General features: G+C 71.9%; 22 protein-coding genes. 8 read left to right on the top strand and 14 right to left on the bottom strand.

From position 1 onward, the window contains the following. The first annotated feature begins 170 nt into the window (after positions 1-170). Both galK and GEV10_25795 read left to right on the top strand, forming a co-directional pair. Complete coding sequence (gene galK, locus GEV10_25790; protein ID MQA81842.1) at positions 171-1,316, top strand: galactokinase; 1,146 nt, start codon at positions 171-173, stop codon at positions 1,314-1,316. Positions 1,317-1,461: 145 nt separating this feature from the next. Beyond that, the gene (locus GEV10_25795) at positions 1,462-2,295 is read left to right on the top strand and encodes a hypothetical protein (GenBank protein ID MQA81843.1); all 834 of its coding nucleotides are present in this window, start codon (positions 1,462-1,464) and stop codon (positions 2,293-2,295) included. A 6-nt stretch (positions 2,296-2,301) separates the two neighbouring features. On the opposite strand, the gene GEV10_25800 is transcribed toward GEV10_25795, so the two are convergent. The 5 genes from GEV10_25800 to GEV10_25820 all read right to left on the bottom strand — a co-directional run bounded on the left by GEV10_25800 (position 2,302) and on the right by GEV10_25820 (position 6,946). Further along, the gene (locus GEV10_25800; GenBank protein MQA81844.1) at positions 2,302-3,516 is read right to left on the bottom strand and encodes an NADP-dependent isocitrate dehydrogenase; all 1,215 of its coding nucleotides are present in this window, start codon (positions 3,514-3,516) and stop codon (positions 2,302-2,304) included. A gap of 19 nt (positions 3,517-3,535) precedes the next feature. Continuing rightward, complete coding sequence (locus tag GEV10_25805) at positions 3,536-4,492, bottom strand: malate dehydrogenase (GenBank protein ID MQA81845.1); 957 nt, start codon at positions 4,490-4,492, stop codon at positions 3,536-3,538. A 134-nt stretch (positions 4,493-4,626) separates the two neighbouring features. Next, positions 4,627-4,956 (bottom strand): DUF3017 domain-containing protein, encoded by a 330-nt coding sequence (locus tag GEV10_25810; GenBank protein MQA81846.1) that lies wholly within the window; start codon positions 4,954-4,956, stop codon positions 4,627-4,629. Between the two features lie 9 nt (positions 4,957-4,965). After that, complete coding sequence (locus tag GEV10_25815) at positions 4,966-6,090, bottom strand: citrate synthase (GenBank protein ID MQA81847.1); 1,125 nt, start codon at positions 6,088-6,090, stop codon at positions 4,966-4,968. 238 nt (positions 6,091-6,328) lie between these two features. Continuing rightward, entirely contained in the window at positions 6,329-6,946 is a 618-nt protein-coding gene (locus tag GEV10_25820; protein MQA81848.1) for a pentapeptide repeat-containing protein, read from the bottom strand. Between the two features lie 78 nt (positions 6,947-7,024). Here GEV10_25820 and GEV10_25825 point away from each other — a divergent pair, with 78 nt between their 5' ends. After that, positions 7,025-7,741, top strand: coding sequence for an AIM24 family protein (locus GEV10_25825; protein MQA81849.1), 717 nt, complete (start codon positions 7,025-7,027; stop codon positions 7,739-7,741). Here the strand turns inward: GEV10_25825 and GEV10_25830 are convergent. Continuing rightward, positions 7,728-8,363, bottom strand: coding sequence for a hypothetical protein (locus GEV10_25830; protein MQA81850.1), 636 nt, complete (start codon positions 8,361-8,363; stop codon positions 7,728-7,730). The genes GEV10_25825 and GEV10_25830 overlap by 14 nt on opposite strands. 227 nt (positions 8,364-8,590) lie before the next feature. On the opposite strand from GEV10_25830, the gene amt reads away from it, so the two are divergent. The 3 genes from amt (at position 8,591) to GEV10_25845 (ending at position 12,724) form a co-directional block, all read left to right on the top strand. Further along, positions 8,591-9,919 (top strand): ammonium transporter, encoded by a 1,329-nt coding sequence (amt, locus tag GEV10_25835; GenBank protein MQA81851.1) that lies wholly within the window; start codon positions 8,591-8,593, stop codon positions 9,917-9,919. Continuing rightward, on the top strand, positions 9,916-10,254 hold the full coding sequence (locus GEV10_25840; protein MQA81852.1) for a P-II family nitrogen regulator: 339 nt from the start codon (positions 9,916-9,918) through the stop codon (positions 10,252-10,254). The genes amt and GEV10_25840 overlap by 4 nt, the downstream gene beginning before the upstream one ends. Positions 10,255-10,369: 115 nt before the next feature. Then, entirely contained in the window at positions 10,370-12,724 is a 2,355-nt protein-coding gene (locus GEV10_25845; GenBank protein MQA81853.1) for a [protein-PII] uridylyltransferase, read from the top strand. Positions 12,725-12,728: 4 nt separating this feature from the next. Here the strand turns inward: GEV10_25845 and purH are convergent, their stop codons facing one another. Both purH and GEV10_25855 read right to left on the bottom strand, forming a co-directional pair. Next, the gene (purH, locus tag GEV10_25850; protein MQA81854.1) at positions 12,729-14,288 is read right to left on the bottom strand and encodes a bifunctional phosphoribosylaminoimidazolecarboxamide formyltransferase/IMP cyclohydrolase; all 1,560 of its coding nucleotides are present in this window, start codon (positions 14,286-14,288) and stop codon (positions 12,729-12,731) included. Next, positions 14,285-15,169 carry a phosphoribosylglycinamide formyltransferase gene (locus GEV10_25855; protein ID MQA81855.1) on the bottom strand — a complete coding sequence of 295 codons (885 nt, stop codon included), beginning with the start codon at positions 15,167-15,169 and terminating at the stop codon, positions 14,285-14,287. The genes purH and GEV10_25855 overlap by 4 nt, the downstream gene beginning before the upstream one ends. Here GEV10_25855 and GEV10_25860 point away from each other — a divergent pair. Next, positions 15,114-15,431 carry a hypothetical protein gene (locus GEV10_25860; GenBank protein ID MQA81856.1) on the top strand — a complete coding sequence of 106 codons (318 nt, stop codon included), beginning with the start codon at positions 15,114-15,116 and terminating at the stop codon, positions 15,429-15,431. The genes GEV10_25855 and GEV10_25860 overlap by 56 nt on opposite strands. Here GEV10_25860 and GEV10_25865 read toward each other — a convergent pair. The 3 genes from GEV10_25865 to sucC are packed head-to-tail and all read right to left on the bottom strand — an operon-like array spanning position 15,381 to position 18,777. After that, positions 15,381-16,658, bottom strand: coding sequence for a hypothetical protein (locus tag GEV10_25865; GenBank protein MQA81857.1), 1,278 nt, complete (start codon positions 16,656-16,658; stop codon positions 15,381-15,383). The genes GEV10_25860 and GEV10_25865 overlap by 51 nt on opposite strands. Positions 16,659-16,715: 57 nt before the next feature. Further along, positions 16,716-17,594, bottom strand: a complete 879-nt coding sequence (gene sucD / locus GEV10_25870; protein ID MQA81858.1) for a succinate--CoA ligase subunit alpha — start codon at positions 17,592-17,594, stop codon at positions 16,716-16,718. A gap of 1 nt (position 17,595) precedes the next feature. Then, a complete protein-coding gene (sucC, locus tag GEV10_25875) occupies positions 17,596-18,777 on the bottom strand; it encodes an ADP-forming succinate--CoA ligase subunit beta (protein MQA81859.1) in 1,182 nt (393 codons plus the stop codon). Between the two features lie 458 nt (positions 18,778-19,235). On the opposite strand from sucC, the gene GEV10_25880 reads away from it, so the two are divergent. Continuing rightward, positions 19,236-19,676: a DUF1707 domain-containing protein gene (locus GEV10_25880; GenBank protein MQA81860.1), complete on the top strand. Its 441-nt coding sequence runs from the start codon at positions 19,236-19,238 to the stop codon at positions 19,674-19,676. Between the two features lie 19 nt (positions 19,677-19,695). Here the strand turns inward: GEV10_25880 and GEV10_25885 are convergent, their stop codons facing one another. The 3 genes from GEV10_25885 to GEV10_25895 all read right to left on the bottom strand — a co-directional run. Further along, a complete protein-coding gene (locus GEV10_25885; protein MQA81861.1) occupies positions 19,696-20,586 on the bottom strand; it encodes a sulfotransferase domain-containing protein in 891 nt (296 codons plus the stop codon). A gap of 11 nt (positions 20,587-20,597) precedes the next feature. Continuing rightward, positions 20,598-21,014, bottom strand: a complete 417-nt coding sequence (locus GEV10_25890) for a methylmalonyl-CoA mutase (GenBank protein MQA81862.1) — start codon at positions 21,012-21,014, stop codon at positions 20,598-20,600. A 15-nt stretch (positions 21,015-21,029) separates the two neighbouring features. Beyond that, on the bottom strand, positions 21,030-21,250 hold a 221-nt coding region (locus GEV10_25895), incomplete at its 5' end, for a hypothetical protein (GenBank protein ID MQA81863.1).

Raw genomic sequence — 21,250 nt, forward strand, 5'->3', positions numbered from 1 at the left:
CCTACTCGGCGTCTGGACCGGCGCTTGCCGTCTCTGCCTGCAACCCGTCCTGCCACGCCCACCCACCCCCGCAGACTCGACATAACAAAGTACTACTAGTGTCCTGCGTCGAAAGTACGTTCACCCCTGCCGGGCACTAGGGTGACGTCGTGAGCGTTCCCGAGCCGACCCTGACCACCGCGCAGGAGCTCGTCGGTGCGTTCGAGCGGCTCAACGGGTTCCGCCCGTCGGGCGTGTGGGCCGCGCCGGGGCGGGTCAACCTGATCGGTGAGCACACCGACTACGTCGGCGGGTACGTCCTCCCGCTCGCGCTCCCCCAGCAGGCACTCGCCGCGGTCGGACTGCGCTACGACGGCATCCTCTCCTGCGCGTCGACCCTGACCGACGAGCGCGTCGAGCTCGACGTCGCCGACCTCAGGCCAGGGCGGGTGACCGGCTGGGCGGCCTACCCCGCCGGCGTGGTCTGGGCGCTGCGCGCCGCCGACCACGACCTCGCGGGCGCCGACATCCTCGTCGGCGGCGACGTGCCCATCGGCGCGGGCCTCTCGTCCTCCGCGGCGCTGGAGTGCGTGGTCGGGCTCGCGCTCGGCGAGCTGAACAACCTCCACCTCGGGCGCGCGGAGCTGGCGCTGCTCTGCCAGCAGGCCGAGAACGCCTTCGTCGGCATGCCGAGCGGGGTCATGGACCAGATGGCGTCGGCGTGCTGCACCGACGGGCACGCGCTGTTCCTCGACTGCCGGTCACTGCACGCCGAGCAGGTGCCGTTCACCCTCGGCGACCAGGGACTCGAGCTGCTGGTCATCGACACCAGGGCGCCGCACCGGCTCGTCGACGGCGCGTACGCCGACCGCCGCATGTCGGTCGAGGAGGCGGCGATGGCGCTCGGCGTCCGTTCGCTGCGCGACGTGCCGCGGGAGTCGCTCGGCGACATCGGCGCGCTCGACGAACGGCTGCGTCCCCGGGCGCGGCACGTGATCACCGAGAACGCACGGGTCCTCGTCACGGTCGACCTGCTGCGGGCCGGGGAGTACGCGGCGGTGGGCCAGCTGATGACCATGTCGCACGCGTCACTGCGCGACGACTACGAGGTGTCGTGCCCCGAGCTCGACACCGCTGTCGCGGCGGCTCTGGAGGCGGGCGCCCTGGGTGCCAGGATGACCGGCGGCGGGTTCGGCGGCTCCGCGATCGCGCTGATCGCCCATGACCGGCGTGACGAGGTCGAACGCGCCGTCCGTGCCGCGTTCGCCGGCCGCGACTTCGCCGCGCCGAGGTTCTTCCGCGCGACACCGAGCGCGGGGGCGCGACGGCTCCTCTAGGCGGCACGCCTCTCCCGTTGATCACGTTAACGTGATCAACAGGTACTTCACCTCGTGCCGGGACGAGGTGAAGTCCACGTTGGTGAGGTGAAGCACCGGATGGGGCCGTCAGCCGTCTCCTGAGCCGCCTGGAACAATCGCGGGTATGAGCATCCCGTTCACCAAGACCATCCGGGGCATCTCGGTGCCCACGCTCGGCATCGGCACGTGGGAGGTCACCGGCGACACCGCGACCGACACGGTCGCCGACGCCATCGCCGCCGGCTACCGGCACGTCGACACCGCGGTCGCGTACGGCAACCACGAACAGGTGGCCGAGGGCATCCGCAGGGGCGGCGTCGACCGGGACGAGTTGTGGGTCACCACGAAGATCTGGATGTCCGACTACGCGCCCGACAAGCTCAGGGCGAGCGCCGAGGAGTCGCTGAAACAGCTCGGCCTCGACCGTGTCGAGCTGCTGCTCCTGCACTGGCCGCCGGCCGACCCCGCCGAGACGGTCCCGGCGCTGCACGCGCTGCAGCAGCTGAAGGCCGATGGCCTCGTCCGCGAGTTCGGGGTGTCGAACTTCCCCGACCACCTGCTGCGTCCGGTGCTACAGGACGCGCCCGAGCTGTTCGCCAACCAGGTGGAGTACCACGCGCACCTCAGCAACGAGAAGCTGATCGCCACGGCTCTCGAGCTCGACCTGATGATCACGGCGTACTCCCCGCTCGCCCACGGCGAGGGCCTGACGTCGGAGTCGGTCGTCGTCGACATCGCCGAGCAGCGCGGCGCGACCGCCGCACAGGTCTGCATCGCCTGGCTCGCCCGCCAGGGCAACGTCACCGTCCTGCCGCGGTCGACCAACCCCGGCCGGCGGCGGGAGAACCTCGCCGCCCTCGAGGTCGACCTGACCGACGACGACGTCGCGGCGCTCGACGAGCTCTCGCGCACCCGCAGGCGCTACATCGACCCGCCGTTCGCCCCCGACTGGGGCTGAGGAGCCCTACGCCTTCATCTTCGCCTGGAGGCCCTCGTCGAGTGCCGCGAGGAACTCCTGGGTGGTGAGGAACGGCGTGTCGCCGCCGACGATGAGCGCGAGGTCCTTGGTCATCTTGCCGCCCTCGACGGCCTCGATGCAGACCTGCTCGAGCGTGCGCGCGAAGGCGACCACGTCAGGGGTGTTGTCGAGCTTGCCGCGGTGTTCGAGACCGCGGGTCCACGCGAAGATCGACGCGATCGGGTTCGTCGAGGTCGGCTTGCCCTGCTGGTGCTGGCGGTAGTGCCTGGTGACCGTGCCGTGCGCGGCCTCCGCCTCCACCGTGCCGTCGGCGGTCATCAGCACGCTGGTCATCAGGCCGAGCGAGCCGAAGCCCTGGGCCACGATGTCGGACTGCACGTCGCCGTCGTAGTTCTTGCACGCCCAGACGTAGCCGCCCTCCCACTTGAGCGCCGCGGCGACCATGTCGTCGATGAGGCGGTGCTCGTAGGTGAGCTCGTTCTTGTCGAACTCCTCCTTGAACTCGGCCTCGAAGACCTCGGCGAACAGGTCCTTGAACCTGCCGTCGTACGCCTTGAGGATGGTGTTCTTGGTGGAGAGGTAGACCGGGTAGCGGCGCTCCAGGCCGTACCTGAACGACGCACGCGCGAACTCGCGGATCGACGCGTCGTAGTTGTACATGCCCATCGCGACACCGCCGGCCTCGAAGTCGGCGATCTCGAGCTCCATCGGCTTGCTGCCGTCGGCCGGCGTGTAGGTGACGGTCACCTTGCCGGGACCGGGCACGACGAAGTCGGTGGCCTTGTACTGGTCGCCGTGCGCGTGGCGGCCGATGATGATCGGCTTGGTCCAGCCGGGCACCAGCCGGGGGATGTTCGAGATGACGATGGGCTCGCGGAAGATGACACCGCCGAGGATGTTGCGGATGGTGCCGTTGGGCGACCGCCACATCTTCTTGAGCCCGAACTCCTCGACCCGCGCCTCGTCCGGGGTGATGGTCGCGCACTTCACACCGACGCCGTGCCGCTCGATGGCGTTGGCCGAGTCGACGGTCACCTGGTCGTCGGTGCTGTCGCGGCTCTCGATGCCGAGGTCGTAGTACTCGAGGTCGACGTCGAGGTACGGGTGGATCAGGCGGTCCTTGATGAACTGCCAGATGATCCTGGTCATCTCGTCGCCGTCGAGCTCGACGATCGGATTCTCGACCTTGATCTTCGCCATGGGGCGCTCTTCCCTCTTCCTACAGGTTCTGGACGTCGGCCTGCTTGGCGCGTACCGCCTCGGCTGCTTCCCGCAGGCCGTCGAGCTCGCTGCCGTCGAGCTCCACCTCGACCACGCGGCGCACGCCCTCGGCTCCGAGCTCCGCGACGACGCCGAGGTAGACACCGGAGATGTCGTACTCACCGTCGACCCACACGCAGGCGGGGAACGTGGCACCGGAGTCCTCGACCACGGCCTTCGCCATGCGTGCCGCGGCGGCGCTCGGCGCGATGTAGGCGGACCCGGTCTTCAGCAGCGCGATGACCTCGGCGCCGCCGTTACGCGTACGCTCCACGATCTGCTCGATCGTGCCGGCCGCCATCAGGTCGGACAGCGGCCTGCCGTCGACCTGGCAGCGCGACGGCACGGGCACCATCGTGTCGCCGTGCGAGCCGAGCGTGAGGCACGAGACCGACCCGACGGGGACGCCGAGCTCCTCGGCGACGTTGTGGATGAAGCGCGCCGTGTCGAGTACGCCGGCCTGGCCGAACACACGGTTCTTCGGGAAGCCGGTGGCGAGCTGCGCGAGGGCGGTCATCTCGTCGAGCGGGTTGGAGACGACGACGACCACGGCGTTCGGCGCGTGCTTCGCGACGTTCTCGGCGACCTGGCGCACGATCTTCGCGTTGACCTCGATGAGGTCCATGCGGCTCATGCCCGGCTTGCGCGGCAGGCCGGCGGTGATCACCACGACGTCGGAGCCCGCGATCGCCTCGTAGCCCTCACCGCCCTGGCCGGTGGTCTGGCCGACGACCTTGGTCTCGAAGCCCTCGATCGAGCGCGACTGGTTGATGTCCAGCGCGATGCCCTCGGGCCGGCCGTCGATGATGTCGGTGAGGACGACGGTCTCGAGGATGTCGTACTCGGCGAGGCGCTGGGCGGTCATCGAACCGTAGAACCCGGCTCCGACGACCGCGACCTTGCCCTTGCGCGCCATGGCTGGCCTCCTTGCGTAGCCCGCGGGTATGAGTCGAAAGGTCTCTCGTCATCAAGATATGTCCGCCCGAGGTTACCGCGTGCGGGGCCCTGGCAGCACACCGGACCGGTGTGGGCCGCCTCACGCCGGACGCGTCAGCCGGGCGGCGGCACGATGTAGGTGATGATCGCGATCGCGACGCCGAGGGCCGTCAGTGCGATCACGTCGACGATGCGGCCGCGCACCGCGAGGAGACCGGCCGCGCGCTGCGGCAGGACGAGCCGCAGGAAGGCCGCGCCGCAGACGCAGATCGCGACGATCATCGAGCCGCGCTTGAAGTGGTTCATGCCCATGTAGGCCAGCCCGGCGGCGACGCCGACGCACACCACGAGGATCGGCCACTCCCGGAACCCGCGGCGGGCCCGGACGGCCTGCCGCGGGGTGACGGGCGGCCGTCCGCCCGTCTCGCCGTGCTGAGTTGTCATGAGCCGGCCTCAGCCGCGCTCTGCCAACGGGACGAAGGTGCGGTCGTGCTCGCCGATGTACTCGCTCTCCGGCCTGATCAGCCGGTTGTCGGCGTGCTGCTCGAGGACGTGCGCCGTCCAGCCGGCCATCCGGCTCACCGAGAACACCGCGGTGAACAGGTCGGTGGGGATGCCGAGGTAGTGGTAGACACTCGCCGCGAAGAAGTCGACGTTGGGGTAGAGGCCCTTGGTGTCGAGGACGACGTCCTCCATCCGCTTCGACATCGCGTAGTAGCGGTCGTCGCCACTCGACTCGCCGAGCTCCTTGGACATGGCGCGCAGGTGCGTCGCCCGCGGGTCCTCGACCTTGTAGACGCGGTGCCCGAACCCGGAGATCTTGTTGCCCGCGTCGAGCTCCGCCCTCGTCCACGCCTCGACGCCGTCGACGTCGCCGATCGCGTCGAGGTTGGCCATGACCGCCTCGTTGGCGCCGCCGTGCAGCGGACCCTTCAGCGCGCCGATCGCACCGACGATGGCCGAGTGCATGTCGGACAGCGTCGCCGCGATCACCCTGGCGGTGAACGTCGAGGCGTTCATCGTGTGGTCGGCGTGCATGACGAGACACGCGTCGAACATCTCGATGTGGCGCTGCTCCGGCCGGCGACCGGTGATCTGCAGCAGGAAGTTGCCCGCGATGCCGAGCTCGGCGTCGGGCTCGGGGATCGGCTCACCGCGCCGCGCCGCCTGGTAGCGCGCGACGAGGACGGGCTGCTGCGCCACCAGCCTGATCGCCTTGCGGTGTTCGGCCTTCTCGTCGGTCGAGTTCTTGTCGGGGTCCTGCCCGGACCCCAGCGAGACGAGCGTGCGCAACGCCTCCATCGGCGCCGCGGCCCGCGCGACCTCCTCGACGTTCTCCTCGACGAGCGCGGGCAGCGACCGACTCGCCGTGAGCTCCCCGCGCAGCGACTCGAGCTGATCGGCGGTCGGCAGGTCGCCGACCTGCAGCAGGTGGACGCACTCCTCGAACGTGATGCGTTCGGCGATGTCGTGGATGTCGTAGCCGCGGTAGACCAGCTTGCCGGCCTTCCCGTCGATGTCGCTCACCGCGGTGGACGCCGCGACGACGTCGGCAAGACCCTTGGACTCGTCTGCCATTCGTACTCCCTCCGGTACTGGCCGAGATGACCGTCGCCGGCTCGTGGCCGTTCCCCCGACGCTGTCCCGACCAGCCAACCCTCGTTGGCTGGGACCGTCGCCCCGCTCGCAGACGGACCTGATTCGACCCTACCGGCAGGTACCCGCGGCGCAGCAGCCCCGACCCCGCAGAGTCACCGCAGAATCCGGGGGACCCGCTGCCATGATGACGTGATGTCCGCCACACGCGTCGCCCAGGTCAGGCGAAGCTCGCCCAGTCGACCTCCGCGCCGTGGCACATGGCGAGCTGGACCGCCTGCGTGACGTCGAGGTGGACGTCGTCGAGCTCGAGCTTCTTGAGGTCGACGCCGAGGAGCCGCGCACCCCGGAGGTCGGCGCCGCGCAGCCGCGTGTCGTGGAACGTCGCGTTGCCGAGGTCGGCGTCGCGCAGGACGGTCTCGCGCAGGTCGGCGCCGGTGACGTCGATGTCCCGCATGCGCACGCCGGAGAGGTCGAGACCGCGCAGGTCCTGATGGCGCACGGTGACGTACGACCAGTCGCCGCCCTCGACCAGGAGCGGTCGCAGCGTGCAGGTCTCCTCGAACCGCGAGCCCGTGAGCTTGCAGCCGCGCAACGTCGCGCCGAAGAACGAGGCGCCGCGGAAGCGGCAGCGCAGGAACGCGGCGTCGGTCCACTCCGACCCGTTCAGCCTGACCTCGGTGAAGTCGCACTCCTCGAAGACGCAGCCGGTGCCGACCGCCTCCTCCAGCGTCGCGCCGGTGAGGTCGCAGCCGGTGAAGCGCGTGCCGCCGATGTCACGCCCGTACCAGTCGACGTGACGCAGGTCGGCGTCGATCTCGTCAGCTCCTGTGCTCATCGCGTCGCGCCGCCCTCTCTCACGCCGACCACGTTAACGTCATCGGCGTGACCGTCACCTGAGGCAGAGGAGCACGCCGTGCGCAGTGACATCTTCGACGCCGAGCACACCGTCCAGCCGGCGACCCAGGCGGGCATGAGCCTGCAGAACCCGTACTGCGTGAGGTACGCGGTCGACGGCGAGGTGCAGGCGCGGCAGGGCGCGATGGTGGCGTACCGCGGCAACCTGCAGCTCGAGACCAAGTCGCAGGGGATGGGCAAGTTCCTCAAGCGCGCCGTGACCGGCGAGGGCGTGGCGCTGATGACCGTGCGCGGCCGGGGCGAGGTGTGGTTCGCCGACGAGGCCCAGCACGTCTTCATCCTCAACCTCGACCCGGGCGACGGGCTCACGGTGGCGGGGAAGAGCATCCTCGCGTTCGATCCGACGCTCACCTACGACATCCGCATGGTCAAGGGTGCCGGCATGGCGGGCGGCGGGCTGTTCAACTGCGTCTTCGAGGGGCAGGGCGCGCTGGCGATCACCGCGCACGGCAAGCCGATGGTCGTGCCGGTGACACCCGACTCCCCCATGTTCGTCGACACCCAGGCCATCCTCGCCTGGTCGACGTCCCTGCAGTCGTCGATCCACCGCTCGGAGGGGCTCAAGTCCTTCGTCAAGGGCGGCTCGGGCGAGATGTTCCAGCTCGTGCTGCAGGGCCAGGGCTTCGTCGTCGTCCAGCCGAGCGAGGGCCCCACCGTGCCCACCGGGAGCAGCGGCGGTGGCGGCGGCATCGGCGACATGTTCAGCGGCGACTGAGCCTGCGCCCGATGCCGGGGTACTCGACGACCAGGCCGTCGTCGTCGAGCACGATCTCGGCCGTGAACGCGTCGTCGAGCGAGTCGAACCTGACCACCCGTCCCTCGGCGACCCTGCCCAGGTGGCTGTACCGCTGCCGTGAACGCTGGACCTGAAGGGCCGGTAGCGAGACCCAGACCATCGACAGGTCGACCGACCCGCCGGCCTCGTGCAGTCGGTGCCGCAGCACCGGCAGGCTGTTGAAGAGCGGCGACAGCTCGACGTCGGGATCCAGCGCGTCACCGAACGAGCCGGTGTCGCCTCCCGGCGGTGGCAGCGCGGACTCGCCGTCGGTGGTGGTGCGGGCACACCACTCGCCCGACGGCGCCCGCGACAGGTCGAGGGTGCGTCGCCAGCCGGCGCCCACGGTGGTCAGGCCGAGCCGTGTGGTGACGAAGTCGGCGTCGGTCGCCAGCTCGTAGTCGACCCGGTACGGCATCGGGTCGGTGCCCAGACCGGTGCCGGACGCCCACAGGCCACCGGACGAGATCCGCACCACGGTGAACTCGGTGCCCGGCGGCTCGTCCTTCGCCCACGCGAGCAGCGTGTGCAGCGAGTGCTCGTGTTCGATGGTGACCTCCATGTCGGTACCCGACGAGATCACGGGTGATCCGGTCTGCGCAAGGACGTCCCCGGCGGCGAAGCTGAAACAAGGCCGTAACACAGGGCGCGAACCCACGAAACACGGCCACGGCAGCATCGGTCGAGGCGCGGCGAAGAAGCGCGCCGACGATGTCCGAATGTCCGGACGCGCCGGCCGGTAGCGGCCGTGGTGCCCGGACCGTGGCAGTGAGGGTTCCACACATGGAGATGAACTCGGGCGACACCGCCTGGCTGTTGGCGAGCGCGGCACTCGTCCTCCTGATGACTCCTGGTCTCGCGTTCTTCTACGGCGGCATGGTGCGCGCCAAGAGCGTGCTCAACATGATGATGATGAGCTTCGGGGCATTGGCACTCGTCGCCGTGCTCTGGGTCCTCTACGGCTACTCGATGGCGTTCGGCAACGACGTCGGCGGGGGCCTGCTCGGCAACCCGCTGGAGTTCGCCGGGCTGCGCGGGCTGATGGCCGAGGACGCGCTCGTCGGTACCGTGCCGGCGACCGCGTTCGTCGTGTTCCAGGCGGTCTTCGCGTGCATCACGGTCGCGCTGATCTCGGGCGCCATCGCCGACCGGGCGAAGTTCGGTGCCTGGCTGGTGTTCGGCGGCCTGTGGGCCACGATCGTCTACTTCCCCGTCGCGCACTGGGTGTTCTCGTTCGACGAGGTCACCGCGCCGGTCGGCGGCTGGATCGCGAACGACCTCGCCGCGATCGACTTCGCCGGTGGCACCGCCGTCCACATCAACTCCGGCGCCGCCGCGCTCGGCCTGGCCTTCGTCCTCGGCAAGCGGATCGGCTGGCGCAAGGACCCGATGCGTCCGCACAACATGACCCTCGTGATGCTCGGCGCCGCGCTGCTGTGGTTCGGCTGGTTCGGCTTCAACGCCGGCTCCGCGGTCGCCGCCAACGGCACGGCGGCGGTCGTCTGGGTCAACACGTTCGTCGCCACCTCGGCCGCGTGTCTCGCCTGGCTGCTCGTCGAGCGGATCAGGGACGGCCACGCCACCAGCCTCGGTGCCGCATCCGGCATCGTCGCGGGGCTCGTGGCGATCACGCCGTCGTGCTCCGCGGTCAGCCCCCTCGGCGCCATCGCCGTGGGCGCGATCGCGGGCGGCCTCTGCGCCGGCGCGATCGGGTTGAAGTACAAGTTCGGCTACGACGACAGCCTCGACGTCGTCGGCATCCACCTCGTGGGCGGGCTCTGGGGCACCATCAGCGTCGGCTTCCTCGCCACCGACGCCGCACCCGCGGGCGTGAGCGGCCTGCTGTACGGCGGCGGCGTCGACCAGCTCTGGCGGCAGGCCGTCGGTGCGGGTGCCGTCATGGTGTTCTCGTTCGTGTGCGCCTGGCTGCTCGGCATGCTCGTCGACAAGACGATCGGCTTCCGGGTGACCAAGGAGGTCGAGTCCGAGGGAGTCGACCAGGCGATCCACGCGGAGACGGCGTACGACTTCCTGTCCAGCTCGCCGAGCTCCGGCTACTCGACGGGTGACAGGGTCAACGCGTCCGCGTCGACGAAGTCCACGGAGGTGTCCGCATGAAGCTCGTCACCGGAGTCGTCAAGCCGCACGTGCTCGACGACGTGAAGAAGGCGCTGGAATCGTTCGGCGTCCAGGGCATGACCGTGAGCGAGGCCAGCGGCTACGGCCGCCAGCGGGGTCACACCGAGGTCTACCGCGGCGCGGAGTACCGCGTCGACCTGCTGCCCAAGATCAGGATCGAGGTCCTCGTCGACGACGGGGACGTCAGCCACGTCGTCGACGTCCTCGTGACCGCGGCGCGTACGGGGAGCATCGGCGACGGGAAGGTCTGGACCGTCCCCGTCGACGACGTCGTACGCGTACGGACGGGCGAACGCGGCGTCGACGCGCTATGAGCGAAGGAGCTGACGAGCGAGCCGGAGGTAGGGGCCGCGGCGCACACCTCGACACGGCAGACGGCCGTCGCGGCACCTGCCGGAGGGGAGCGAGGAAGCGGTCGCGGGGGGCGCTATGACGGTGCGCCTCGAGGCATCCGAGGCGTCACCGGGTCGGGACCTCCCGCAGGTCCTGCGTCACCTCGCCGTCGCGGGCGGCAGGCTCGTGCCCGCACCGCGGCGCGGCGAGATCATCGCCGAGCGCGTCGAGGAGTGGCTGCGCGAGCTGTGGTCGGAGGTCACGGCGGACGTGCTCCCCGGCGGCGGGCCGGGCGTCGCCCTGACCGCCGTCGGCGGGCTCGCCCGGCGTGACGCCGGCCCGGCGAGCGACCTCGACCTGGTGCTCCTGCACGACGGCCGGGTCCTCGACGAGGAACGGCTCGCCACGTTCGCCGAACGGCTCTGGTATCCCGTGTGGGACGCGGGGCTGGCGCTCGACCACGCGGTACGCACGCCCGCCCAGTGCCGCGAGGTGGTCGAGACGGACGTGGCGGCGACGGTCGGGCTGCTCGATCTCCGGCTCCTCGCCGGGGACGAGCAGCTCGTCGCCGCCACGAGGGACCGGCTGCTGTCGCGCTGGCGGTTCGGCGTCCGCCACTGGCTGCAGCAGCTCGAGGCCGATCTGCAGGAGCGGGAGCGCCGCAGCGGTGACGCGGCGCACCTCCTCGAGCCCGACCTCAAGGAGAGCCGCGGCGGGCTGCGCGACGCGCTCGTCCTCAAGGCCCTGACCGCCACCTGGCTCGCCGACCGGCCGCACGCGCCGGTCGACGAGGCGTATGACCGGCTCGTGGACGTCCGTGACGCGCTGCAGCTCGTCACGGGACGGCGCGGCGCCCGGCTGACCCAGGGCGACCAGCACGCGGTGGGCGCGCTGCTCGGCCTCGGCAACGCCGACGAGACCCTGCGGGCGGTGTCGGACGCGAGCCGGCGCATCACGCACGCGCTCGACGCCACGCTGCGGCGGGCGCGGCAGGCCGTCACCCCACCGCAGCGACGCTCCCCGCGTGGGCCGAAGGTACGGCTGCTCGGCTACGGCGTCGCCGAGCACGCCGGCGAGGTCGTCCTCGGCCGTGGCGTCCGTCCCGAGACCGACCCCGTCCTGCCGCTGCGGGTGGCGGCAGCCGCCGCGCGGCGCGGACTGCGTCCGGCAGAGGCCACGCTCACCACGCTCGCCGAGCGCTGCCCGCCGATGCCCGCGCCCTGGCCGACCGCGGCGCGCGAGGCCCTGCTCGACCTGCTCGCGACGGGCCCCGCGCTCATCTCGGTGTGGGAGGCGCTCGACCAGGCCGGCTTCCCCGCACGGTGGCTGCCGGAGTGGACGGCCGTGCGCTGCCGGCCGCAGCGCAACCCCGTCCACCGGCACACCGTCGACCGGCACCTGATCGAGACCGCGGTGTACGCGCGCTCGCACCTGCGCGACGTCGAGCGACCCGACCTGCTGCTGCTCGCGGCCTGGCTGCACGACATCGGCAAGCTGCCGCGCAGCGCCGACCACTCGATTGCCGGGGCGCCGATCGCCGCGACGATCTGCCACCGGATCGGGCTGCCCGCCCGCGACGTCGCCGTCGTCGCGATGCTCGTCAGGGAGCACCTGACCCTCGCCGAGCTCGCCACCCGGCGCGACGCGAACGACCCGCGCACCCTCGACGCCCTGCTCGCCGCCGTCGACCGGCGTCCCGACGTCCTCGACCTGCTCCGCGCGCTCACCGAGGCGGATGCCTGCGCCGCCGGCTCGCTCGCGTGGACGTCCTGGCGGTCCCGGCTCATCGACGAGCTCACCCGGCTCGCCCGGACCTCGCTCGCCGACGACAGGACACCGCCGCCGGAGCCCGACCCGCCCGCGGCCCCCCTCGCATCCGCCGTCCCCGGCCCGCGCGTACACGTCGAGACCGACGAGCCGGTGCACGCCGTGACGGTAGTGGCCGCCGACCGGCCCGGGCTGTTCGCCGACGTCGCCGGGCTGCTCGCCGCGCACGGTCTCACCGTCCTCGCGGCGCGGGTCACGACGCGCGACGGCGTCGCGGCGGACACCTGGCGGACGGAGTCGAACGACGGACGTCCGCCGGACGCGACGCTGCTCGCGGAGGAGCTCCGGCGCCTCGCGGCCGGTGACCGGTCACCGCTGCGCCGGCTCCGCCGCCGCGACTCCACCCGGCACCCCACCGCCGGTCCACCGGCCCGGGTGTTCCTCGTGCCCGGGGCGTCGGACACCGCGACCGTGCTCGAGGTGCGGGCGTCCGACCGTCCCGCGCTGCTGCACGACCTCGGCGCGGCACTGCACGCACTCGACGTCCGGGTGCGGTCGGCGCACGTGGAGACCCACGCCGGCCAGGCCGTCGACACGGTCTACGTGACCGACGAGACCGACCGCCCCCTGCACCCCGCGAAGGCGGCCGCCACCATCGCCGCGCTCCTGGAGGCCTGCGCCTAGGAGGCTAGTGCAGGAAGTGGCGCACTCCGGTGAAGTACAGGGGGACGCCCGCGGCCTGCGCGGCGGCGACGACCTCGTCGTCGCGGACCGAGCCGCCCGGCTCGACGACGGCACGCACGCCCGCGTCGATCAGCACCTGCAGGCCGTCGGCGAACGGGAAGTACGCGTCGCTCGCGGCGACGGCACCGCGTGCCCGCTCGCCCGCGCGTGAGACGGCCAGTCGCGCGGAGTCGACGCGGTTGACCTGGCCCATGCCGACGCCGACGGTCGCTCCACCGGTGACGAGCAGAATCGCGTTGGACTTCACGGCCCTGATCGCCCGCCACGCGAACGCGAGGTCGGCGAGCACCGCGTCGTCGACCGGCTCCCCCGCCCGCAGGGTCCAGGTGGCCGGGTCGTCGCCCGGCGCCCGCACCCGGTCGACGGTCTGCAGCAGCATGCCGCCGCTCACCGGGCGGAACTCGATCGGCTCCGGGTGGGCGTCGGCCGGGCACCGGAGCAGCCGGATGTTCTTCTTCCGCGCCAGCAGCTCGACCGCACCGTCGTCGAAGTCGGGCGCGACGAGCACCTCGGTGTAGACCTCGGCGACCTGCTCCGCCATGGCGAGGGTGACCGGGCGGTTGACGGCGATCACGCCGCCGAACGCCGAGACCGGGTCGCACGCGTACGCCCCGCGGTGCGCCTCGGCGACGTCGGCGCCGATCGCGAGGCCGCACGGGTTGGTGTGCTTGACCACGGCGGCGGCCGGCTCGGCGAAGTCGTACACCGCCCGCCTGGCTGCGTCGGCGTCGACGTAGTTGTTGTACGACATCTCCTTGCCGTGCAACTGCTCGGCCGAGGCGAGGCCCGGGCGTCCATGGCGGTACAGGGCCGCGCGCTGGTGCGGGTTCTCGCCGTAGCGCAGCACCGCGCCACGCTCCCAGGTGGCGCCGACCCACGCCGGGAACCCGGTGCCGTCGTCGGTCGGCCCGCGGACGCTGCCGAGCCACGACGCGACGGCGACGTCGTACGACGCGGTGTGGGCGAAGGCGTCGGTCGCGAGCCGCCTGCGCTGCTCCGCCGTGAAGCCGCCGGACCCGACCGCCGCGAGGACGTCGGCGTAGCGCGCGGGATCGACGACGACGGCGACCGAGCCGTGGTTCTTGGCACCGGCACGGACCATCGCGGGGCCGCCGACGTCGATCTGCTCGACGCACTCCTCGGGCGACGCCCCCGAGCGCACGGTCTCGGTGAACGGGTAGAGGTTCGACACCAGCAGCTGGAACGGCGCGATGCCGAGATCGTCGAGCTGCGCGCGGTGCTCGGCCAGGTCGACGTCGGCCAGCAGGCCCGCGTGGACGCCCGGGTGCAGCGTCTTCACCCGGCCGTCGAGGCACTCGGCGAAGCCGGTGACGTCCTCGACCCTGGTGACCGCGACCCCGGCCGCCTCGATCCGCGCGGCGGTGGAGCCGGTGGAGACGATCTCGACGCCGTGCGAGGCCAGCCCGCGGGCCAGCTCCTCCAGCCCCGTCTTGTCGTACACGCTCACGAGAGCACGGTGAATCGCGATGGTGCCGGCGCTCACGGGATGGTCACCCTCCTGCCCTCGACGGTCCAGCCCTCGCGGACCATTCGACCCACGGTCTCGACGATGACGTTGCGCTCGATGCTCTTGATGCGCTCGTGCAGCGACTCGGGGGTGTCGGCCTCCAGCACCGGCACCGCGGCCTGCGCGATGATCGGGCCGCCGTCGACACCCTCGTCGACGACGAAGACCGTGCAGCCGCTGACCTTCACGCCGTGCGCCAGCGCGTCGCGCGGGCCCTGCATGCCGGGGAACGACGGCAGGAGCGCCGGATGGGTGTTGATGGTGCGGCCGCCGAAGCGTCCGAGGAACGCCTTGCCGGTCAGCTTCATGAACCCGGCGAGCACGACGAGGTCGGGCTCGTACGACGCGACGGCGTCGGTCAGCGCGGCGTCCCACGCGTCGCGGTCGGGGTAGTCCTGGACCCGGCGGACGAAGACGGGCACCCCGGCGGCCTCCGCGCGGTCGAGCGCGGGCACACCGGACCGGTCGGCCCCGACGCCGACGACCTGCGCGCCGTACCCGGGGTCGGCGCAGGCGTCGAGCACCGCCTGCAGGATGGTTCCCGTGCCCGAGACGAGCACGACGAGTCTCCCGGACACCGCTTCTCCTCGATCCGCCGTTCCTGGTCCACACCTTAGGGCGGTAGCGTGAGACGTTCGCGAGCGGGAGCAGACGGAGGTAGACAGGGTGACCGGATCCGACGACGGACGCCGAGGCGGCGACGGCCGGTCCCGTACGGACGACAAGGCCAAGAGCCGCCACGGCGCCGTGGCCGTCGTGTTCGCCTGCGCGACGCCCCTGGCCGTCCTGGTCCTGCCGACGATGCCGGCGCTCGTCGCGACCCCGATCCTCGGTATCGGCGCCCTGGTCTCCGGCATCCTCGCCAGGCGCAACGCCAAGCGCTCGGGCGGCACCGCTCCCGGCACGGTCACCGCGATCGCCATCGGCGCGATCGGCATCGCCACCGCCCTGCTGGTGGCGCCGTTCTGGTCCCCGCTCACGACGTACGAGACCTGCCTGACCAGCGCGAACACCGTCCAGGACCAGGACACCTGCCGCAAGGCACTCGACGAGGGCCTGGAGTCGCGGCTACCGTTCGCCGCGCCCGACCTCGTCAACCGGCTGACCCGCATCGGGTAGCGACTCGGCCGCCGTCCGACGGCGCGCCAGCCAGCCGGCCACGACCGCCGCCGCGGCCGCCACGAGGCCCACCTCACCCGCGGCGACGAGACCGGTGAGCAGCGCCGGCGGCCCGACCTCGAGCAGCCGGCCACCGCCGAGGGACCCGCCGCCGAGCAGCGCGAGCAGGGCCACGAACCCCCCGGTCACCGGCCCGGCGAGGAACCCGGCCAGCGCCGCGCGCGGCAGCGACCTGGGCAGGGTGTGCCGGACGAGCAGCGTGCCCGCGACGACGCCGGCGAGCACCGGCACGGCGAGCACGAACCACGCGAGCGCGGGAGGCGCACCGGTCGGGACGGCGGCGAGCACGGGGAACGCCGGCACCGGCCCGCCCTCGTAGCCCCAGGGAGCGACGACCGTGCCCGCACCGAGCGAGAAGCCCGGGCCTACGGCGTAGCCGAGCGCGAAGACGACGGCGTTGGGCACGTACACCGCTCCGACGAGGAACAACAGCACCCCGGCGAGGCCATCGGCGTGCAGCGACGCCGTGATCTCGCGGACGCGGATGACGTGGACGGCGAGCATCGCCGTGACGAGCAGGGCCGAGCCGGCAACCAGCACGGCGGCCGCACCGGCCGAGGCGACGAGGGTCGGCCGCGACCACACCGGCAGCAGCCCGGCCACGCGGACACCGAGGCCGGCACCCCGCAGCACCCCGACACCGCCGGCGACGAGCGCGAACAGCAACGTCGCGACCGGCGCCCACGGCAGCGAGGCGTGCTCCGCGCCGGCGAGCGTCGAGACGGCCACGAGCACGCCGGCACAGGCGTACGGCACGGCGAGAGCGACCACGGCGAGGACGGCCTGCCGCAGGCCGCTGACCTCGACCTCGCGGGCGAGCCTACGCCCGGCCCGCACGAGGAACGCGATCGGCAGCAGCGCCAGCCCGAGCGGCAGCAGGCTCACCGGGCCGTGCGGGAAGCTCAGCGGCACCAGGTGGGTGGCCAGCCACAGGTCACCGCCGAGGCCGACGGTGCCTGCCACGCTCGGCCCGTCGGGTCCCGTCCAGGCGAGCGGCAGGGCGGCGACCAGGCACAGGACGAGGCCGGACACCGACGCGCGCAGCGCGGCCAGCAGGCCCGCGACGAGCAGCCGCGCCGGCGTCGTCGGCTGCCCACGCCGTGACCTGACGTCACGGCCGCCGCGACGGCGGGCGCGGGAGCTCGACGAGTCGGCGACAACGGTCACCGCGCCATCGTCGCAAGCATCCGCCGGCGAACGGGTGAGACGCGCCGGACGGGCGGGTCAGCCGCCCATGACCTCGCGCATCAGGCGGGCGGTCTCGCTGGGGGTCTTGCCGACCCTGACGCCGACCTCCTGCAGTGCCTCGGCCTTCGCCTGCGCGGTGCCCGACGAGCCGGAGACGATCGCGCCGGCGTGGCCCATCGTCTTGCCCTCGGGGGCGGTGAAGCCGGCGACGTACGCGACGACGGGCTTGGTGACGTTGTCGGCGATGTACGCGGCCGCGCGCTCCTCGGCGTCGCCGCCGATCTCCCCGATCATGACGACGGCGTCGGTCTCCGGGTCGTCCTGGAAGGCCTGGAGGCAGTCGACGTGCGTGCTGCCGATGACCGGGTCGCCGCCGATGCCGACGGAGGTGGAGAAGCCGACGTCGCGCAGCTCGTACATCAGCTGGTAGGTGAGCGTGCCGCTCTTGCTCACCAGGCCGACGCGGCCCGACTCGGTGATGTCGGCGGGGATGATGCCGGCGTTGGACCTGCCCGGGCTCGCGATGCCGGGGCAGTTCGGCCCGATCAGCCGGGTCTTGCCGCCGCGGCTGTGCGCGAACGCGTACGACGTGTCGTGCACCGGCACACCCTCGGTGATGGTGATGCACAGGCCGATACCCGCGTCGACGGCCTCGACCATCGCGGCGCGCGCGAACTTCGCGGGCACGAAGACGACCGAGACGTCGGCGCCGGTCTCGCTCATCGCGTCGGCGACGCTGTCGAAGACGGGTACCTCGGTGCCGTCGAAGTCGACCTTCTGGCCGCCCTTCTTCGGGGTCACGCCGCCGACGATGTTCGTGCCGGCCCGCAGCATGCGCCTGGTGTGGTTGCTGCCCTCGGACCCGGTCATGCCCTGGACGATGACCTTGCTGTTCTCGTCGAGCCAGATCGCCATGTCAGCGAGCCCCTTCCGCCGCAAGCTCCGCGGCACGGTCGGCCGCGCCGTCCATCGTGTCGACGCGCTCGACGCCGGCGAGGCCGGCCTCGTCGAGGATGCGGCGACCCTCGTCGGCGTTGTTGCCGTCGAGGCGCACGACGAGTGGTTTGGCGACCTGCTCGCCCTTCTCGGCCAGCAGCGAGAACGCCGCGACGATGCCGTTCGCGACGGCGTCGCAGGCCGTGATGCCGCCGAACACGTTGACGAAGACGCTGCGCACGCCCGGGTCGCCGAGCACGATCTCGAGCCCGTCGGCCATGATCTCGGCCGACGCGCCGCCGCCGATGTCGAGGAAGTTCGCGGGACGCGAGCCGCCGTGCTTCTCGCCGGCGTAGGCGACGACGTCGAGCGTGCTCATGACCAGACCCGCGCCGTTGCCGATGATGCCGACCTCGCCGTCGAGCTTGACGTAGTTGAGGCCCTTCTCCTGGGCCTTGACCTCGAGCGGGTCGCTGGCCGCGACGTCGGCGAGTGCCGCGTGGTCGGGGTGCCGGAAGCCGGCGTTGTCGTCGAGCGTCACCTTGCCGTCGAGGGCGACGACCCTGCCCGCGGGCGTACGCACCAGCGGGTTGACCTCGACGAGGCTCGCGTCCTCCTCGACGAAGCACTGCCAGAGCTTGACGATGAGGTCGGCCGCCTCGTCGGCGACCTCCGCGGGGAAGTTCGCCTGGGTGACGATGTCGCGCGCGGCGGCCTCGTCGACCCCCTCGACGGCGTCGACCGGCACCCTGGCGAGCGCCTCGGGCTTGGTGCGGGCGACCTCCTCGATGTCGATGCCGCCCTCGCGGGACGCCATGGCGAGGAAGGTGCGGTTACCCCGGTCGACGAGGAACGAGAAGTAGTACTCCTCGGCGATGTCCTCGGCCGGCGTCACCAGCACCTTGCGGACGACGTGGCCCTTGATGTCCATGCCGAGGATCGCCCCGGCCTTCTCCTGCGCCTCGTCCGGCGACTCGGCGAGCTTGACGCCGCCCGCCTTGCCGCGCCCGCCGGTCTTGACCTGCGCCTTGATGACCACGGTGCCACCGAAGCGCTCCGTCGCCGCGCGCGCGTCCTGCGCGGTCTCGACGACCGCCTGCTCCATCACGGGTACGCCGTGCTTCGCGAAGAGCTCCTTGGCCTGGTACTCGTAAAGATCCACTGGTGTCCGTTCCGTCACGTCCACGTCCACGTCCACGCACGCCCGCCGCGCGCGGCACCTTGGTGAGGGTAGCGGGGGCGGCTCGTCCCGGGACTCCCGGGCCGCGGCCTGCCATGCTCGGTGATCCGGCCGCGGTCTCGCCGGAGGGCGCTCCAGGCGTACCTCGACCGCCTCCTCACCGACGCAAGGGGAGGGCACACCGGATGAGCGCGGGACTGCTGGCGTCGCTTGCGTGCCTGGCACTGCTGGTCCGGCTGAACGCGTGGATGACTCGGCACGCCGCGGGAGCGACCGGCTGGGTGCTCGCCATCGCCGGGTTCCTCGTCGCCCGCGACGCTGTCGCGCGATTGTGGTTCTGACCTCGGACGGTTCTGAGCACCGGCTCAGGGTGCGGTCAGGGTCGTTCCCGGACGTCAGGCCGGGCCACGGCTGCGAGGCTTGCCGCCAGGAGGTCGACAATGACAACACAGCAGGCCGGTCCCACCACCGGCACCGCCCCGGCAGGTGGCCTACGCGCCGCGGACAGCGACAGGGAACGCACGGTCGCCGACCTGCGCATGTTCTACGAGAAGGGCGTCCTCGGCTACGCGGAGTTCAACCACCGCATGGACAACGCCTACCGCTCCACGTACACCCACGAGCTGACCGCACTGGTCGCCGACCTGCCCCGCTCGCAGGTGGGCTCGACGGTCGCTCCCAGCGCGCCGGCCGCGCCGCCGCGGAAGCAGAGCACGAGCGCGGGGAAGATCGTCGCCATCGTGGCGCTGGTGATCGCGTCGCTCGTCGGCCTCTCCTGGCTGACCGGCCTGATCACCTCGCACCCGATCATCTCGCTGCTCGCCGCCGCAGCGATCGTCTTCGTGGTCGTCAAGAAGCCGCACCGCCGCCCTAGCAGCTGACCGGCGCTGACGCCTCACGTCACTCGCGGTGGAGCCAGGTCAGCAGGTCGTGCGGTGCCTGCCGCGCCGTTCGCGCCCGGTACGCGGCGCGCTCCTCGGGGGTCAGCAGGTCGCGTCCCGCTCCCGACCGGCCCTGCCGGAAGAACGCGGCCGGGTCCTTGAGCACACCGCTCCTGGTGGGCAGCAGCGCCTCGGCGTTGCCCTTCATCTGGTCGAACGTGGCCGCGCGCACGAGGTCAGGCCACATGTCGTCGGGCACCTCGATGCCGAGGTGTGCGGCGATGCGGCGCATCTCACCGTCGAGGTCGGCGGACAGGTCGTCGTAGTGGACGAGGACGACGTTCGGCTCGTCCCGCCTGGCCCAGGCATCGGACAGGTGCCACATCACCCCGGGCAGGGAGTCCATCGACTCCCGCGGGTCGGCCTCGGAAGCCACCCACGCGAGCAGCCAGTCGCGGACGGGCCGGCGCGGGGGCGGCGGCGTACTCGGCGTGGCGGCACCGGTCAGTTCGCGCAGCCGCTCGCGGTCGATGTTGTCGCCCTGGTGGTAGAGCGACACGGCCATGTCGAGCGGATGCCGCGCGACGACGATGTACATGGCACGCGGGTCGAGCGGCACCCCGTCGAGCGGGGTGTGCGTCTTCATGAACCGCCGGTGCCGCTGGGCCGCCAGCCGCGCGAGCACGTCCTCGCGTGGCGTGACGAGGTGGTCGATCCACGGTGAGAGCGCGCCGAGCGGCTCGGGCAGCTCCACGCGCTGGAAGACGAGCAGCGCGCAGATCATCTGCATCCAGGTCGTCCCGCTCTTCGACCTGGTGCTGATCACGACGTCGCCCTCGCGGAACGGGAAGTCCGTCCAGCGGGCGCTGTCCTCCTCGTCGGAGACGTAGCGGTGCGGTGTGTCCGGCATCGGACCGATCCTCAGGACTCGACGGTGCGGGCGTCCGCGCCGACGTTCGCGCGTACCCAGGTCACGATGTCGGTGGTGGTGGCGCCGGGACCGAAGATCCTGGCCACGCCGATCCGCTCCAGCTCGGGGATGTCGGCCTCGGGGATGATGCCGCCGCCGAAGACGACGATGTCGGACGCCTCCCGCTCGGCGAGCAGCTCGGACAGCCGCTTGAACAGGGTCATGTGCGCGCCGGAGAGCACGGACAGCCCGATGCCGTCGGCGTCCTCCTGGATCGCCGCCTCGACGATCTGCTCGGGCGTCTGGTGGAGACCGGTGTAGATGACCTCCATGCCGGCGTCGCGCAGCGCCCGCGCGACGACCTTGGCGCCCCGGTCGTGGCCGTCGAGCCCCGGCTTGCCGACGACGATCCTGATCCTGCCGCTCACCGGTCCACTCCTCGCTCATCGACCCGATCTCACGAGACTAGCCCGTGGACGGGACCTCAGCAGCCTCCTAGAGCTTCTGGATGGGGGCGTAGCGGAGGATGAAGGTCTTCTCCCCCACGTCGTCGCCGAAGTAGATCTTCGCCTGCGCCTTGTCGTCGTGGCCGGACACGGCGATGACCTGGCCCATGCCGAACCGGTCGTGGCTGATCCGGTCGCCGATCGACAGCACGGGGACG

This window comes from Streptosporangiales bacterium, assembly GCA_009379955.1.
Classification (GTDB): domain Bacteria; phylum Actinomycetota; class Actinomycetes; order Streptosporangiales; family WHST01; genus WHST01.

Excerpts from the sequence above, each read along its gene's own strand:
- GEV10_25815 (MQA81847.1), bottom strand. The coding sequence starts at position 6,090 with ATGGCAGACGAGTCCAAGGGTCTTGCCGACGTCGTCGCGGCGTCCACC.
- GEV10_25845 (MQA81853.1), top strand. The coding sequence starts at position 10,370 with ATGACGGTGCGCCTCGAGGCATCCGAGGCGTCACCGGGTCGGGACCTC.
- GEV10_25855 (MQA81855.1), bottom strand. The coding sequence starts at position 15,169 with ATGCCGGAGACCAGGGCGCCGATACCGAGGATCGGGGTCGCGACGAGC.
- GEV10_25830 (MQA81850.1), bottom strand. The coding sequence starts at position 8,363 with ATGGAGGTCACCATCGAACACGAGCACTCGCTGCACACGCTGCTCGCG.
- GEV10_25805 (MQA81845.1), bottom strand. The coding sequence starts at position 4,492 with ATGGCGCGCAAGGGCAAGGTCGCGGTCGTCGGAGCCGGGTTCTACGGT.
- GEV10_25820 (MQA81848.1), bottom strand. The coding sequence starts at position 6,946 with ATGAGCACAGGAGCTGACGAGATCGACGCCGACCTGCGTCACGTCGAC.
- amt (MQA81851.1), top strand. The coding sequence starts at position 8,591 with ATGAACTCGGGCGACACCGCCTGGCTGTTGGCGAGCGCGGCACTCGTC.
- GEV10_25810 (MQA81846.1), bottom strand. The coding sequence starts at position 4,956 with ATGACAACTCAGCACGGCGAGACGGGCGGACGGCCGCCCGTCACCCCG.
- GEV10_25885 (MQA81861.1), bottom strand. The coding sequence starts at position 20,586 with ATGCCGGACACACCGCACCGCTACGTCTCCGACGAGGAGGACAGCGCC.
- sucD (MQA81858.1), bottom strand. The coding sequence starts at position 17,594 with ATGGCGATCTGGCTCGACGAGAACAGCAAGGTCATCGTCCAGGGCATG.
- GEV10_25795 (MQA81843.1), top strand. The coding sequence starts at position 1,462 with ATGAGCATCCCGTTCACCAAGACCATCCGGGGCATCTCGGTGCCCACG.
- GEV10_25880 (MQA81860.1), top strand. The coding sequence starts at position 19,236 with ATGACAACACAGCAGGCCGGTCCCACCACCGGCACCGCCCCGGCAGGT.
- GEV10_25860 (MQA81856.1), top strand. The coding sequence starts at position 15,114 with ATGCCGGCGCTCGTCGCGACCCCGATCCTCGGTATCGGCGCCCTGGTC.
- GEV10_25800 (MQA81844.1), bottom strand. The coding sequence starts at position 3,516 with ATGGCGAAGATCAAGGTCGAGAATCCGATCGTCGAGCTCGACGGCGAC.
- GEV10_25840 (MQA81852.1), top strand. The coding sequence starts at position 9,916 with ATGAAGCTCGTCACCGGAGTCGTCAAGCCGCACGTGCTCGACGACGTG.